Source organism: Pseudomonas massiliensis, assembly GCF_000826105.1.
Classification (GTDB): domain Bacteria; phylum Pseudomonadota; class Gammaproteobacteria; order Pseudomonadales; family Pseudomonadaceae; genus Aquipseudomonas; species Aquipseudomonas massiliensis.
In genome coordinates this window covers 1701863-1717228 of the sequence record NZ_CCYK01000007.1, presented here as the reverse complement: position 1 = coordinate 1717228, position 15366 = coordinate 1701863, and the positions used below count along the sequence as shown (strand labels likewise).

Annotated in this window: 16 protein-coding genes; 10 read left to right on the top strand and 6 right to left on the bottom strand. The window is 62.1% G+C overall.

The features are described 5' to 3' along the window. The first annotated feature begins 8 nt into the window (after positions 1-8). The gene (locus BN1188_RS18635) at positions 9-830 is read left to right on the top strand and encodes an aldo/keto reductase (protein WP_040263007.1); all 822 of its coding nucleotides are present in this window, start codon (positions 9-11) and stop codon (positions 828-830) included. Positions 831-846: 16 nt separating this feature from the next. Here the strand turns inward: BN1188_RS18635 and BN1188_RS18630 are convergent, their stop codons facing one another. After that, positions 847-2001: a PilT/PilU family type 4a pilus ATPase gene (locus BN1188_RS18630; protein ID WP_040263005.1), complete on the bottom strand. Its 1155-nt coding sequence runs from the start codon at positions 1999-2001 to the stop codon at positions 847-849. Positions 2002-2107: 106 nt separating this feature from the next. On the opposite strand from BN1188_RS18630, the gene BN1188_RS18625 reads away from it, so the two are divergent. Together BN1188_RS18625 and BN1188_RS18620 are read left to right on the top strand one after the other, a co-directional pair. Then, positions 2108-4255, top strand: coding sequence for a hybrid sensor histidine kinase/response regulator (locus tag BN1188_RS18625; RefSeq protein ID WP_052469367.1), 2148 nt, complete (start codon positions 2108-2110; stop codon positions 4253-4255). 81 nt (positions 4256-4336) lie between these two features. Then, on the top strand, positions 4337-4612 hold the full coding sequence (locus tag BN1188_RS18620) for a peptidylprolyl isomerase (RefSeq protein WP_040263003.1): 276 nt from the start codon (positions 4337-4339) through the stop codon (positions 4610-4612). A 68-nt stretch (positions 4613-4680) separates the two neighbouring features. Here the strand turns inward: BN1188_RS18620 and BN1188_RS18615 are convergent, their stop codons facing one another. Continuing rightward, the gene (locus BN1188_RS18615; protein ID WP_040263002.1) at positions 4681-4953 is read right to left on the bottom strand and encodes a DUF1652 domain-containing protein; all 273 of its coding nucleotides are present in this window, start codon (positions 4951-4953) and stop codon (positions 4681-4683) included. A gap of 345 nt (positions 4954-5298) precedes the next feature. Between BN1188_RS18615 and ku the strand changes: the two genes are divergently transcribed. The 5 genes from ku to BN1188_RS18590 all read left to right on the top strand — a co-directional run bounded on the left by ku (position 5299) and on the right by BN1188_RS18590 (position 10274). Next, entirely contained in the window at positions 5299-6189 is an 891-nt protein-coding gene (ku, locus tag BN1188_RS18610) for a non-homologous end joining protein Ku (protein ID WP_040263000.1), read from the top strand. A 147-nt stretch (positions 6190-6336) separates the two neighbouring features. After that, on the top strand, positions 6337-6597 hold the full coding sequence (locus BN1188_RS18605; RefSeq protein ID WP_052469366.1) for a hypothetical protein: 261 nt from the start codon (positions 6337-6339) through the stop codon (positions 6595-6597). 145 nt (positions 6598-6742) lie between these two features. After that, entirely contained in the window at positions 6743-7144 is a 402-nt protein-coding gene (locus BN1188_RS21650) for a response regulator (RefSeq protein ID WP_157395824.1), read from the top strand. A gap of 259 nt (positions 7145-7403) precedes the next feature. Then, entirely contained in the window at positions 7404-8990 is a 1587-nt protein-coding gene (locus BN1188_RS18595) for an ABC-F family ATPase (RefSeq protein WP_040262996.1), read from the top strand. 87 nt (positions 8991-9077) lie between these two features. Next, positions 9078-10274: an MFS transporter gene (locus BN1188_RS18590; RefSeq protein ID WP_040262994.1), complete on the top strand. Its 1197-nt coding sequence runs from the start codon at positions 9078-9080 to the stop codon at positions 10272-10274. Between the two features lie 46 nt (positions 10275-10320). Here the strand turns inward: BN1188_RS18590 and BN1188_RS18585 are convergent, their stop codons facing one another. Then, positions 10321-11373: an alpha/beta hydrolase family protein gene (locus BN1188_RS18585; protein WP_040262992.1), complete on the bottom strand. Its 1053-nt coding sequence runs from the start codon at positions 11371-11373 to the stop codon at positions 10321-10323. 195 nt (positions 11374-11568) lie between these two features. Further along, positions 11569-12399 carry an undecaprenyl-diphosphate phosphatase gene (locus tag BN1188_RS18580; RefSeq protein WP_040262990.1) on the bottom strand — a complete coding sequence of 277 codons (831 nt, stop codon included), beginning with the start codon at positions 12397-12399 and terminating at the stop codon, positions 11569-11571. Positions 12400-12654: 255 nt separating this feature from the next. On the opposite strand from BN1188_RS18580, the gene BN1188_RS18575 reads away from it, so the two are divergent. Together BN1188_RS18575 and BN1188_RS18570 are read left to right on the top strand one after the other, a co-directional pair. Next, entirely contained in the window at positions 12655-13191 is a 537-nt protein-coding gene (locus BN1188_RS18575; protein ID WP_040262988.1) for an AAA family ATPase, read from the top strand. A 190-nt stretch (positions 13192-13381) separates the two neighbouring features. Then, positions 13382-13660: a hypothetical protein gene (locus tag BN1188_RS18570; RefSeq protein ID WP_040262986.1), complete on the top strand. Its 279-nt coding sequence runs from the start codon at positions 13382-13384 to the stop codon at positions 13658-13660. A gap of 51 nt (positions 13661-13711) precedes the next feature. On the opposite strand, the gene BN1188_RS18565 is transcribed toward BN1188_RS18570, so the two are convergent. Together BN1188_RS18565 and BN1188_RS18560 are read right to left on the bottom strand one after the other, a co-directional pair. Beyond that, positions 13712-14179, bottom strand: coding sequence for a vWA domain-containing protein (locus BN1188_RS18565; protein ID WP_325062748.1), 468 nt, complete (start codon positions 14177-14179; stop codon positions 13712-13714). A 191-nt stretch (positions 14180-14370) separates the two neighbouring features. Beyond that, a complete protein-coding gene (locus BN1188_RS18560; protein ID WP_040262984.1) occupies positions 14371-15366 on the bottom strand; it encodes a magnesium chelatase ATPase subunit I in 996 nt (331 codons plus the stop codon).

The following is a 15366-nucleotide window of genomic DNA, read 5'->3' as shown; positions in this document are numbered from 1 at the left end:
AGAAGCTGATGCGAAACGTACAACTGGCTGGCAAGACCGTGCCCCTTATCGGTCAGGGTACCTGGCGCATGGGCGAGGACAGCCAACGCCGAGAGCAGGAAATCGCCGCGCTGCGCCTGGGCCTGGAGATGGGCCTGAGCCTGATCGACACCGCCGAGATGTACGCCGAAGGAGGCGCTGAAACCCTGGTGGGCCAGGCCTTGCGCGGCGTCAGCGAGCCCTACTGCCTGGTCAGCAAGGTCTACCCTCAGCATGCCAGCCGCCAGGGTGTGGTCAGCGCCTGCGAGCGCAGCCTGCGCCGCCTCGGCGTAGACCGCCTGGACCTCTACCTGCTCCACTGGCCCGGCAGTCATCCCCTGGAGGAAACCCTCGAAGGCTTCGAAACGCTGCGAGCCAGCGGCAAGATCGGCGCCTGGGGCCTGTCGAACTTCGACCTGGGCGATCTTGCCGATGCAGACCTGAGCAACTGTGCCGCCCAGCAAGTGCTGTATAACCCGCAGGCCAGAGGAATCGAATACGACCTCCTGCCATGGGCGCAGCAGCGCCGTATGCCGATCATGGCCTACTGCCCCATCGCCCAGGGAGGCCGCTTCCTCGAGCACCCGGCGTTGCAGGCAATCGCCGTGCGTCATAGGGTAACCCCGGCCGAGGTCTGCCTGGCCTGGGTGATTCGCAGTACGGGGGTCATCGCCATACCCAAGGCGGTGGATCCGGTGCACGTGCGCCTGAACGCCCGCGCCGCCACCCTGGAGCTGGACAGTGAGGACCTGGCACGTCTCGATCAGGCCTTTCCCCCGCCGACCCGCAAGCAACGTTTGAAAATGGTGTAAGGGGCCAGCGCTCGTGTCAGTCCCGGCCCTCTTCATCCACCAGTCCCCAATCCGGCCGACCACCCGCTGCCGTGCCCGGTGTCGTCGAAACGCCGGTACGGCCTGGAGTCGGGTCTCGCTGCAATTTCAGGCGCAGCCGAAGGTTGTTGACCGAATCGGCATTTTTCAAGGCTTCCTCTTCACTGATAGCGCCTTCGATCACCAGATCGAACAGCGCCATGTCGAAGGTTTTCATGCCAAGGTTTACCGACTTTTCCATGATGCCCTTCAATTCGCCGAATTCGCCGCGGTGGATGAGATCGCGAATGGTCGCAGTGCCCAGCATGACTTCCACCGCGGCACGACGCTTGCCATCCACGGTCTTGACCAGGCGCTGAGATACGAAGGCCTGCAGATTGTTGCCCAAGTCCTGGAGCAACTGAGCGCGGCGTTCCTCTGGAAAGAAATTGATGATCCGGTCCAGGGCCTGGTTGGCGTTGTTGGCGTGAAGCGTCGAAATGGCCAGGTGCCCGGTGTCGGCGAAGGCCAGGGCATGCTCCATGGTTTCGCGGTCACGGATCTCCCCGATGAGGATCACATCCGGCGCCTGGCGCAGGGTATTCTTCAGGGCAGCGCGGAAACTGCGCGTGTCTACTCCAACTTCTCGCTGGTTGACGATGCACTTCTTGTGACGATGGATATACTCCACCGGATCCTCGATGGTAATGATGTGGCCGCTGCTGCTGCGATTGCGATGATCGATGAGCGCGGCCAGTGAGGTTGACTTGCCGGACCCGGTGGCGCCGATGAACAGTACCAGGCCATGTTTGCGCATCACTACGTCGAGCAGAACCGGCGGTAGCTTGAGGTCTTCGAACAGAGGGATATCGAGCTTGATGTTTCGTGCTACCAGGGATACTTCGTTGCGCTGTTTGAAGATGTTGACTCGAAAACGCCCGACGCCAGGCAGCGAAAGCGCCAGGTTCATTTCCAGTTCCCGGTCAAAATCGGCCCGTTGCTCCGCATCCATGATGCTGGCAGCGATCTGGGCGACCTCCCCCGGTTTCAGGGCTTCGCTGCCCAAGGGGCGCAGCACGCCATTGAACTTGGCACAAGGAGGGGCGCCAGTGGAAAGGTACAGGTCCGAACCGTCCTGTGAAGCTAGAAGTTTGAGCAGCGCCGGTAGGTCCATGTGAAATCCGCCAGTATTACGTTGGAAACGGTGACATCGATTCGCTCCATAGCTTGGCTGCTAAGGGCATGGTGAAGCAACTCAAATGGCAAGCAAGGGATACGGGATGACAGTGATAAACCCGGCGGCGGTCGAGCCCGGCATCAGTGGCGCCAGCACAGGCAGCGAGACGCCGCTGCCATGGCCCGGGGTGTTACATCAGGCTGCTCAGATGGTGAACCAGGCACCCGTGCCGATGGCCTTGTGCTGGGAAACGGGGCAGCATGCCGTTGCAAATCCCGAGTTTCTGGCCCTGTTCGGCCTGGAAAAACGGCAACAGGGCCTGGCTTTGCTCAAGTGGTTCCCGGAGCACTCGCCGCAAGCCCGGTTCGTGATCGAACAGGCGACAGCGGGCAAGCCTTGCGACCTGCAGGATTTCGACCTGGCGTTCAATCCCTCGCTGCACGGCCAGGCGTCTCGTCACCTGGCTGGACGCTTCAGACCATTGAGGGATGAACAGGGTCGCCTCCTGGGCTTTTTCCTCTCAGTGCTGCGCCAGGCGATGGAGCCTCTGGATGAGCGCACGCTCGCCTTGCGCCTGGCCGAAGAACAACGCGCCAAGGCCGCTTCCGAAGAGCGCCTGCGCCTGGCCCTGGACGCAACCCATGCCGTAGGCACCTGGGACTGGTACGTGCGCGAGGATCGCTTCATCGCCGATGCGCACTTCGCCCACATGCACAACATCGATCCTCACCAGGCCGGTCAGCGTCCGATTGGCGATTACCTGACAGCCGTCCACCCCCAGGACCGAGCCTACGTGGCTCGACGAATCAAGGCCTGCATGCACGGCACTGGGGAGTTCGCCGAGGAGTATCGGCTACGCCAGAGCGATGAAAGCTGGCGCTGGGTGTTCGCCCGGGGGCGCTGCTTCCGCGATGACCATGGGCGACCAGTGCGTTTCATTGGGTCATCCATCGATATCACCGAGCGCAAGCTGGCCGAGCAGGCCTTGCGAGAACTCAACGAAACCCTGGAGCAACGCGTCCAGGAGCGCACCCAGGCCTTGGCCGAGGCCAATCGCCGGCTACTGGCCGAGGCGCAGGAACGAGAACGCGCCGAAGAGCTGCTGCGCCATGCCCAGAAGATGGAGGCCGTAGGGCAGCTCACCGGAGGGATCGCCCACGACTTCAACAACATGCTTACCGGCATCATGGGCAGCCTGGACCTGATGAACCGTTACATCGCCAAGGGACGCAGCGCCGAAATCGGCCGCTTCGCCGAGGCTGCCTTGGGCTCGGCGCAACGGGCTGCAGCATTGACTCATCGCCTGCTGGCATTCTCCAGGCGGCAATCGCTGGACCGCCAGCGTATCGACCTCAACGCCCTGGTGACCTCGCTCGAGGATCTGCTGGGACGCACCACCGGTGAGCAGATCGACCTGCAGCTGGACCTGGCAACCGATGCCTGGCCGGTGTACACCGACCCCAACCAGCTTGAAAGCGCCCTGCTCAACCTGGTGATCAACGCCCGCGATGCCATGCCGAGCGGTGGGCAGTTGGTGATCACCACCTGCAACAGGGACCTGCCTCATGCCCAGCCGAACCCGCCCATGGAAGCAGTGCGGCCAGGGCAGTACGCGGTGCTTTGCGTGCGGGACAACGGCAGCGGCATGTCGCCCTCGACCCGTGCGAAAGCCTTCGACCCATTCTTCACTACCAAGCCTACTGGTCAGGGCACCGGGCTGGGGCTTTCAATGATCTACGGTTTCACCCAGCAGAGTGGCGGGCACGTGACCCTGGACAGCGAGCCTGGCGCGGGAACCGAAGTGAGTCTCTACCTGCCTCGCTACCTGGAGCCTGAAGGCGACGCGGTTCTGCCCCAGGCCGAATGCGAAGCTCCGCTGGCCCAACAGGGTGAATGCGTGCTGGTGGTAGAGGACGACCCTTCGGTACGCATGCTGATCATCAATGTGCTCGACGAGCTTGGCTATCGAGGTTATCCAGCAGCGGATGCCGAGGTCGCGGTACCCTTGCTCGAGGCCCCGCTGCGCATCGATCTGCTGGTAACCGACGTAGGCCTGCCTGGCATCAACGGACGCCAGTTGGCCGAAATCGCGCGGCGCCAGCGGCCCGGCCTGAAGGTCCTGTTCATGACCGGCTATATTGACAAGGCGGCTGATCGGGACTCTTACCTGGAAGAAGGCATGGACATCCTAGGCAAGCCCTTTACCCTGGAAACCCTGGCCAGCAAGATTCGCCAGATGATCGGTGATTGAAAGGGTAGGCGACAATGCGCGCAGGCAGTAACATCCCGCCCCCCCTTTCAATCCACGCAGCAGTTACGGACGTATCGACCCATGAAAGCCCAGGCTAGACACATACTGGTGCGCACGGCGCAAGAAGCTGAAGCCCTGCGCCAACGCCTGGCCAAAGGCGAGGCTTTCGACGTCCTGGCGCGCAAGTACTCCACTTGCCCCTCAGCCAAGCGTGGCGGTGACCTGGGGGAGGTGCGGCCGGGACAGATGGTGGCCGCGATCGATCAAGTGATTTTTCGCAAGCCGATCAAGCAAGTGCACGGGCCGATCAAAAGCCGATTCGGCTACCACCTGGTCCAGGTGTTCTACCGAGACTGAACTGGATCAGGTGTTCACGCATAGAAAAACCCGCGCCTGAGCGGCCGCGGGTTCTACCTGCAGAGAGATCAGAAGCCGGCGACGGCCTGCGAACGCTGCGCCATACCGCGCTGGGCGCGCTGCGCGGACAGGTCATGGCGCAGCCCAGCGATCAGATTGGATATGGCACGGCTACTGTTGAGCTGACGCGTATCGATACCACTGACCATGAAGTCTGTCTGATCGGCGTGCCCCCCGAATACCTTGACCGTCAGCGAGTGGTTCGGGCCCTGAGAGCATTGGCACCGCTGCGGCAAAAAGCTGCTTTCGATGATATTGCGCAGTTCAAGTGTGGACAGCATCGGGCATCTCCATTGGTATTGTATGTCCTGAACCTTCGCCTGATAGGGCTCCGACATGGGCCCACTACTGACAGGTGACCGACTCTTCATGATTCGGCGTTACAGAACTTTCCTATAATTAGCAGACTGCATGCCTACGCCGAAGCCGTTCGTCGGATCTTAAAAATCAAAGGGTTATGCGCTTTAACTAATCCAGATTCGCAAAGCCAGCATGCAGAATGCACGGCAATGTACCCGTCGGGGTTGCAAGGTGCACGGCGGCGGCGCAGCGGCGGTTTCGTCTGAACTTCAGGATCTGGACGCTGGTCTTTTCAGATATCTCCCCTATCAGCAGGTTCAGAGCCCATGCCCCGTGCAATTTGGAAAGGCGCTGTCAGCTTCGGCCTGGTTCATATCCCAGTGGCGCTGGTGTCAGCCACCGCCTCTAAGGGCGTCGATTTCGATTGGCTGGATAAACGCAGCATGGACCCTGTCGGCTACAAGCGCGTGAACAAGGTGACCGGCGAAGAAATGGATCGGGAAAATATCGTCAAGGGCGTGCAATACGAGAAGGGCCGCTACGTAGTGCTGAGCGAGGACGAGATCCGTACCGCTCACCCAGTGTCTACGCAGACCATCGAAATCTTTTCCTTCGTGGACAGCGCGCAGATCCCGCTGCCGAACATCGATACGCCCTACTACCTTGCACCCGACCGTCGCGGCGAGAAAGTCTACGCCCTGCTCCGGGAAACCCTGCGGCAAACGAACAAGGTGGCGCTGGCGCTGGTAGTGCTTCACACTCGTCAGTACCTGTCGGCCCTGATGCCTTTGGACGATGCCCTTGTGCTGGTCAAGCTGCGCTGGCCCGCGGAAGTTCGTGGACTGGAAACGCTTGAACTCAGTGATGAGGCCAAGACGCCAGACCTGAAAAAAGGCGAACTGGACATGGCCAAGCGCCTGGTGGAAGACATGACCGGTGCCTGGAGCCCTGAGGACTATACGGATCAGTTTGAAGCCAAGATCATGGATTTGGTACAGCGCAAAGCCAAGGAGGGCAAGATCGAAGAGGTTGAGTCGCCGGACGAAGGCGGTAAGCAGGGAGCGGACGTTATCGACCTTACCGAACTGCTCAAGCGAAGCCTCGGCGGCAAAGGAAGTGGTTCATCCTCTTCCAAGGCTTCCAAGACGCCTTCCAAGGCCGCTGAACCCCACCAATCCGGTAAATCGCGCACTCCGCGCAAGCGCAAGGTTTCTTGAGGTTACAACCGTGGCGAGCACTTGGCATGCGTTGTTATTCCAATTGTCGCCCGAATTTGCCAGACATTTCCGCCTTGCGGATGATGGCCACATGGCCAGACCCCGCTATCAGCACCTGCCAGTGACGCAATGGAGGCGTAGCACGCCATGAGCCTTGGCAAGCCCGAAGCAGCACTCAAGCGCGACCTCGAGGGAATCGCATCAGACCTGAAGTGGTCAGCGGTGGAACTCAAGCGTATCGCTCATCGCCTGGAGACTCCGGATCGCGAAGCCTTGCTTCGAATGGTCGAGACCTTTACCCAGTGCGAGGCTCGATTGAGCTATCATGCCGAAGAAGTCCGAGCAGGGCGCATCGTCTCTTCTTCCGGAGAGCCCGCCCAGGGGACCAGCGTTTCGCTGGAAGATTAACGCTGGCCGCCAGCCATCATTTCAGAGGTGCCAGGGAACCCTTTGTTTATTAACGGTCTTAGGCTTGCAGGTCCCCTGGCATTCCCCGCCTGACCGGTCCCAGAGTGCCAGCGAAACCATCCTTAGCCCCGCCGGAGCCAGAGCAGTGACGCAAGTACCGTTGTCCGCAGAGCCTACCCGCATGAAGGTGCTCATCGCCGAGGATGATGAACTGCTTCGCTGGATCGCCGAAGAGGTCGTGGAGCAGTTGAATCTGGATGTGGTGAGTTTCCAGAGTGGTGATGAAGCCTACGCCTATATGCGGGCCAATCCTGACGAGGTCAGCATGGTGGTCACCGATTACCTGATGCCTGGCGAGCTGGACGGTTGGGAGTTCGCCAAGCTGGTGTGCAAGCGTTGGCCCGAGATCCCGGTGATCCTCACCACGGGCTCGGCGGGAGAAAGCGAAGGCAATATTCGCTTCCTGCAAAAACCTTGGCAGATTGGCGAACTCAATCACCTGATCCGCACCGCGGTCGCCGCCATCGAGCGGCGGCAACCACGTTGACGTAAAACCGGGTCTAGCTTCAGTCTGCCCAAGTCGCCAGCCATTGCGGACGGGTTCGAGGTCTTGGCCGTTTTATGCCACAATAGCGGCAATGTCCTGTTTGCAATCAAATTCACATCCACTGCTTGCCTTTGGCGGGTCCATTCATGGCCTGTCAGCCGACTTTGGATGACGCTCTCCCGGCCCGGCGCAGCGGAAACCAGAACCTCGCCAGGCCACTTGCCCCACTCGCCCACCGTAAGCATCGAAGGTAAGGCCCTTGATCTCCACCGCTAACATCACCATGCAGTTCGGCCCCAAGCCGCTGTTCGAAAACGTTTCTGTCAAATTCAACAACGGCAACCGCTACGGCCTGATCGGAGCCAATGGCTGCGGCAAGTCGACCTTCATGAAGATCCTGGGTGGTGACCTCGAGCCCAGCGGTGGCCAGGTCATGCTCGAACCCAATGTCCGACTGGGCAAGCTGCGCCAGGATCAATTTGCCTATGAAGCCTTCAGCGTCATCGACACGGTGATCATGGGGCATGAGCAGCTGTGGAAGGTAAAGGCCGAGCGTGACCGCATCTACGGCTTGCCGGAGATGACCGAGGCCGACGGCATGGCAGTGGCGGAACTGGAGACAGAGTTCGCGGAAATGGACGGCTATACCGCCGAATCCCGTGCCGGCGAGCTTCTGCTTGGTCTTGGGATCCCCCTTGAGCAGCACTTCGGTCCCATGAGCGAAGTCGCTCCAGGCTGGAAGCTGCGCGTGCTGCTGGCCCAGGCATTGTTCTCCGACCCGGACGTGCTGCTGCTGGACGAACCTACCAACCACCTGGATATCAATACCATTCGCTGGCTGGAAACCATACTCACCGCCCGTAACAGCACCATGGTGATCATTTCCCACGATCGGCACTTCCTCAACAGCGTGTGCACGCATATGGCCGACCTGGACTACGGCGAGCTGCGCCTGTTCCCGGGCAACTATGATGAGTACATGACGGCCGCCACCCAGTCGCGCGAGCAACTGCTGGCAGACAACGCCAAGAAAAAGGCCCAGATCGCCGAGCTGCAGACCTTCGTCAGCCGCTTCTCGGCAAACGCTTCCAAGGCCAAGCAGGCGACCTCCCGGGCCAAGCAGATCGACAAGATCCAGCTGGCCGAGGTCAAGCCCTCGAGCCGGGTGAGCCCCTTCATCCGCTTCGAGCAGAACAAGAAGCTGCACCGCCAGGCCGTGACCGTGGAGAACCTTGCCAAGGGGTTCGAAGACAAGCAGCTGTTCGAACGCCTTGGGTTCCAGATCGAGGCGGGCGAGCGGGTGGCGATCATCGGGCCCAACGGGATCGGCAAGACCACTCTGCTGCGCCTGCTGATGAACGATCTGACGCCGGACCAGGGCACCGTGAAATGGACCGACAGCGCCGAGCTGGGTTACTACGCTCAGGATCACGCGGCGGATTTCGAGGAGGACTCGACCCTGTTCGACTGGATGGGCCAGTGGACACAAGGTGGCGAACAGCTAGTACGGGGCACCTTGGGCCGCATGCTGTTCTCCAGCGACGAAATCGGCAAGTCGGTGAAGGTAATCTCGGGGGGTGAGCAGGGCCGCATGCTGTTTGGCAAGTTGATCCTGCAGAAGCCCAATGTGCTCGTGATGGACGAGCCTACCAACCACTTGGACATGGAATCCATCGAGGCATTGAACCTGGCGCTGGAGAACTATCCAGGCACGCTGATTTTCGTCAGCCATGACCGGGAGTTCGTGTCTTCCCTGGCCACTCGCATTCTCGAGCTGAGCCCTTCGGGCATCGTCGACTTCAGTGGCACTTACGATGAGTACCTACGTAGCCAAGGCGTGATCTGAGGCGATGGGGCGAGGAAATCATTAGGCAGCTTTCAATTTTCTCGCCCGCTGGCGATCATAGGGATAGCCCACCACAGCGAGCGCCCCATGACTTCGCCATCCGCCTCCTCCCCCGCGGCTCCCGGGGGAGTCACCCTGCAGATCCTGTCCATCGTCTTCTACACATTCATTGCGTTCTTCTGCATCGGCCTGCCGATCGCGGTGATTCCGGGATACGTCCACGATGTGCTGGGCTTCAACGCAGTGCTCGCCGGCGTCGTGATTGCCGCCCAGTATTTCGCCACGCTGCTCATCCGCCCCTTGGCGGGTCGGCTTGCCGATAGCTGGGGTACCAAGCGCACCATTACCCACGGGCTTTATGCAGTCGCGGCCAGCGGCCTGCTGACGCTGATCGCCACTCTGAGCCATGAATGGCCTTCCCCCAGCCTTGCGATACTGCTGGTGGCACGCCTGCTGCTGGGCGTAGGCCAAGGGATGATCGGGGTAGGCACCAGCAGTTGGGGTATTGGCCAGGTGGGGCCGGAACACACGGCCAAGGTCATCTCCTGGAATGGGATCGCCTCATATGGAGCCATAGCCGTGGGTGCGCCCTTGGGCGTGGTCATGACCGAAGACCTGGGCTTTCACTCACTGGGCGGCGCCCTGCTGGTACTGGCCCTGTTCGCGCTCTGGCGGTTGCGCAAGCGGGAGTCCGTGCCCGTGGTGCGGGGCGAGCGCCTCCCGTTCTGGTCAGCCTTCGGGCGCGTGGCGCCTTATGGCTTGGGGCTATGCCTGGCCTCCATTGGATATGGAGCCCTGACGACCTTTATCACGCTTTACTATCTGGAACAGGGCTGGGCAGGCGCCGCCTTCTGCCTGACAGCGTTCGGTGCCTGCTTCATTCTGTCTCGCCTGCTGTTCATCAATGCCATCAATCATTACGGCGGATACACCGTTGCCTTTGCCTGTCTGAGCGTCGAGACCGTAGGCTTCCTGTTTCTGTGGCTGGCGCCCTCCCCGGTCTTCGCGTTGATCGGCGCCGCCCTGGCAGGTTTCGGCCTGTCCCTGGTGTACCCGGCTTTAGGGGTGCTGGCCATCGCGCAGGTGCCGGCCACCAGTCGCGGCGCCGGACTCGGCGCCTTTGCCGTGTTCTTTGACATTGCCCTGGCCATCGCCGGTCCGCTCATGGGCGCCCTGGCCGCCAATGCTGGCTACGCTGCCATCTTCCTCTGCGCCGCCGGCCTTTCCCTGGTGGGGCTGGGCCTGATCGGCTGGCTGTCCCGGGATGCCCAACGGCCGCTTTAGCCCAACGATTGGCAAACAGCTCAGGCATGCACCTGGCCATGACCGGCTAAGGCTGTTCTGGTTGCCCGGCCGTCTGCCAGCCAGCCCGACTAGGCTTGCCAAGGGCCTGAGCAAAGAAACGCCCGGCTTCGTCGATCAGGTTCCGATGTATGCCTGCGCGATCCACCCCCTGGGCGTCCTTGCACAGGGCTGGCATCTCACGTTCCTGTTCGGCCGTGCAGGGGGCCATGAATACGAAGTGGCCCGCCCCGGGCAGCGCGTGGTAGCGGGCCTTCGACGGCAGCTTGCGCGCCAGCGCCTCGGCGTTCTTGTCAACGGCCACCAACTGGTCGTTGTCCCCCGCGTAGATAAGGGTCGGTACCCTGACCGTGGCCAAGGCCTGCCGGCCGAACATCAGGCTCAAGGGCGCCATGAGCAGCAGCGCATGAACCCGGGCGTCGGCCTGGGGTGCCAGATCCTTGCGGTCCGCGACCAGCTCACCGTGGCGCTTGCAGGCGTCGGCGTCATGCGGCCGTTCCAGGCAGTACAACTTGAGCCGGGAAAGGTCGGGCTGGGCCCCGGATAGAATCAAGGCGGTTTCGCCGCCAGCGGAATAGCCGATTACCCCTACTTCGCTCGCGTTGAGGAAGGGCGACAGCATAGGCTCGTCAAGCGCCGCGGTGATCGCGGCTGAAATCTGCAAGGGCCTTCCATAGAGGTTGCTCAGGGTGCCCAGGCGGCTTTGGTCCAGATAGTTGTCCCCCGGGTGCAGCACCGCCACGACCACGAAACCTTTGCTGACGATGGAGGTGATCAAGTCATGAAGGGCCAAGGGCGTGCCTGTATTGCCATGGGACAGCATCAACAAGGGAAACCGCCCCATGGCGATTGGCGCATCTGCCCCGGCAGCCACTTGGTAGCCGTCCAGGCGGGTGGGCTGAATGTCAGTTTCGGCGCTCGGGTAGAAAGCGTATGCCCGCATAGGGCCGCCGTCGAGCGGGTCTTTGAAGGTCAGGCGATGCACTCCCACCGTCCACTGGGTACGGGGCGCGGCATCCAGCTGCACCGAAAACAGGCTTACCGTGAGCAGCAGCCCCATCCATGCGCACAGACGCTTCATCTACATGCCCTCGATCCTGTGGGCGCCATAGCAGGCAGCGCCCCTTGCCTCATCCAGCTGGCGGGCCGGTGCCCCGGCATAACACCCTTGCATAAGCAGGAAAAGGACCAGCATGCGGGGCCACCGATCGACGGCAGCCAAATAGGCGCCATCGACAGCTTCGACCTAGAGGTTGAAGGTGGGTTCAGCCGATGCTCAGCCCTGGGCAGTGGCCCAATCGACCCAATTCATCTGCCAGGTCAGAAGGATGAGCAAGCCGAAGGCGATGCGATACCAGGCGAACACCGCGTAGCTGTGACGGGCAATGAAATCGAGCAATGCGCGGACCGCGATGGTGGCGAACAGGAAGGATACGACGAAGCCCAGGGCGAAGATCGGCAGGTCGCCTGGCTGGAACAGGTGTCGGTACTTGTAGCCGCTGTACACCGCCGCCCCTACCATGGTCGGCATGGCCAGGAAAAACGAGAACTCGGTGGCTGCGGTGCGCGACAGGCCAAAGAGCAAGCCGCCGATGATGGTGGAGCCAGAGCGGGACGTGCCAGGGATCATGGCCAGACATTGGGCACAGCCGATCTTCAGGGCGTCGGACCAGTGCAAGTCGTCCACCCGCTCGACCCGCACTACATGCTGTCGCTTCTCCGCCCAAAGCATGACCAAGCCCCCGACGACCAGCGCTATCGCCACCGTGACTGGGTTGAACAGGTACCTATGGATCAGATCGGAGAACAGCACGCCCAGTGCCACGGCCGGCAGGAAGGCGATGAGCAGGTTGAGCGTGAAGCGCCTGGCGCCGGGCTGGCTGGCCAGCCCAGCGGTGACGTTGACGATCTTGACGCGAAACTCCCACATCACCGCAAGGATCGCACCAAGCTGAATGATGATATTGAAGGCCATGGCCCGTTCGCCGCCGAAATCCAGCAAGTCCGCCACTATGATCTGGTGCCCGGTACTGGAAATGGGCAGGAATTCCGTCAGCCCCTCCACAATACCCAGCACCATGGCCGACGCGGCCGTCCACATATCCATCCATTCCCCCCAGCGGTTCCGTTCTGCGACGGTTGTACCAAACATGTTTTGATAACGTTTTGCGAAGGTTTCTGAGTTTTTCTTGACTATTCAACGCCAGAAGCCGTCGCGCCGGGATGATGCCCCAAGCGTTGAGGCAATGCCAGCGAGCGCCTTACGATCCGCCAATGCGCAAGGTATCATCAGCGCTTTCCAGCAGCGGTCGCGGATGCGGCATCGGTAGAACCCGAGCCAGCGTAGTCAGTAGGCGTATTCATGAATGTGGTTGTGATCACCGGCCCGGAATCGGCCGGCAAAAGCGTCCTGGCCAGGACCCTGCAACAACGCTTTGGCGGAGTGCTCTGCACGGAGTACGTGCGCCGGTTCATCGACGAGCGACAACGCGACCCGGTGTATGCGGACATCGCTCTCATCGCCGAAGGCCAACTGAGTGACGAGGATGCGGCACGGGCTCGCCAACCGTCGTGGCTGTGGCTTGATACCCATCTGTTGAGCAATATGCTGTGGAGCCAGGTACTGTTCGGGCCTCCGCCAGCCTGGGTCGAGGCAGCCCTCCTGGGTCGACGCTATGACTTGCACCTCTTGCTGAGTCCTGAGGGCGTGCCGTGGGTAGCTGACGGCCAACGCTGCCAGCCGGATGCGACCGATCGTCGCGCCTTTTTCGAAGCCTGCCGAGCCTGGCTGGACACGCATCAGCAGACCTACGTCGTTCTCAACGGCAGCTGGGAGCAGCGCCTGACTCAGGCGCGAACCGCTCTGGCCCGGCATTTCACCGCCCCAGCTGGCCTATAGCTGCAGCCCGGCGGTCGGGTTCAGGGAATTCGCCTTCGTCCGGCGAGTCATACGCGCAACGAGCGCGACGCGCTAACGGTCGAGATTTTCTAGCGCGTGTTGTGACTCGGCGGTCGCGTCCGGGCATCAGTACTGTACTGCCGCCTTCGGCGCGGCTACCCCCTGATGTGCATTTGAGAGAGCAACCCTCATGGACGCAATGCTGCGTGTCAACGAAGCCCTTCTGATCGCCGGCCACGCTTTCGAACCTTTCCATTGTGTCGCCTGGACCCAGCCTGACGGCGACGGCGCCTTGAGCCTCACGGTGATCGACGATCACACCAGCCAGAACCTGTGCCGTACCCATCTGTCGGCCAGTGCCTACTCTGATCCCCGCCAGCTGGCCACCGCGCTGGAAGAAGTCCGCGCGGGCCTTTCCCGTCACGGCTATAGCCTGGAGCCTTGGACCATGCCGGCGCTGGGGCTTTGATCCGGGGTCGATGACTCTACGGGTGCCTGGCTCGGATCGCCCCTGGCCTGGTCACTGAACCGCAGTCGGCAGTCGTTCCAGATGCAGGTAGTCCGCACCAAGCCGTTGCGCAAGTCGGCGGGTGCGGCCCAGACGAATTTCGCCCAGTTCGATATCCAGGACCTGGGTGTCGCAACCCAGCGGTGCGACATTCTCCAGCCCGTTGATCCGTCCGTCGGTGACAATCAGGCAGCGCAGCGGTTGCCAAGGGCTCTTGCGTCGCTGCTTGCGCACCCAGTCCCGTGCCAGATCGATGCACTCGCGCAAAGGTGTACCACCCCCTGCGCCGAGATGTTCGAGCCAGTGCCCCAGCGCAGCCGAGGCCTTGAGACCCTGCCGCTGCCAGCTTGGACCAGTGCCGCTGGCGGTGAGCAAGGCGACACGGGCGCGCTGCCGGTAGGCCTGCTCGAACAGGGTCGCCAGGTAACCCTTGGCCCGCCCCAGCGCGCCACGGCGACGCGTTGACGCAGAGGCATCCACCACCACCAGCCAGACCGGCGGCTGATGGAGTGGGCCGTTGTGCCAGCGCAGGGCGGCCTGGCTCCGTGGCCGCCCCTGCGCCAGGGTCGGTACCCAGGCAATGCGTGTGTGGCATTTGGCGCTGGCTCTTCCTGTCCGGCCTTGTCCTAAGACTGCGCTGCGCTTGGCCCCCGACTCGCCTAGAGGGGGGCCTAGGACTTTTTTGGCCAACCCGCCAGGCCCAGGCGCGGACCTGTGGCCACCGGCTGAGGCGGCAGTGCGCCCCAGTCCCCGCCGCTCTCGGAGTCGCCCAGGGTTTCGCTACCCTTCTGGGCGGGCGGTGGTACCTGGGTGCTGCCAGTATCCGGATGGCGTCGATGGCGCAGGGCGAATTCGGCCACCGCCTCGATGTCATGCGCTTCGATGGCCAGCATTCCTCGCCAGGCGGCATGGGCGCGCGCGGCCCGTAGCCAGACCAGATCGGCTCGCAAGCCGTCCACGCCGGCCCGATAACAAGCCTGCGTGATCGCTTCGAGCGCCATGTCGTCCAGGGGGATGCCGGCCAGGGCACTCCGGGCTTGCCGGCAACGCTGGGCAAGCATGGCCTGTGCCTCGGCCCAGTGGGCAATGAAGCCCATAGGGTCAGCATCGAAAGCCAGGCGTCGAGTGATGATTTCTCTTCTCTGGGCTGGGTCCGGTCGCGAATCGAGCGCTACATTCAGGCCAAAGCGGTCGAGCAATTGAGGGCGAAGCTCCCCCTCCTCCGGGTTCATGGTGCCGATCAGCACGATACGGGCGGGATGTTCGTGCGAGACGCCGTCGCGCTCTACCCGGTTCACGCCGCTGGCAGCCACGTCCAGCAACAGGTCCACCAAGGGGTCTGGCAATAGATTGACTTCGTCTACGTAGAGCACGCCACCATCGGCCTTGGCCAGCAAGCCCGGCGCAAAGCGGACTTCCCCATGGGCCAGTACCGCGTCCAGGTTCAAGGAGCCAACCACGCGATCCTCCGACGCCCCCAGGGGCAGCGTGACGAAAGGCGCTTGCTCCAGCAGGTCGGCCAACCCGCGGGCCAAGGTGCTCTTGGCCATGCCTCGCGGGCCTTCTATGAGCACGCCGCCGATGCCGGGATCGATGGCTGCGATGCACAGCGCCAACTTCAGTCGCTCGGCGCCGACCACGGCGGCCAAAGGATAGTGGAACGCCAT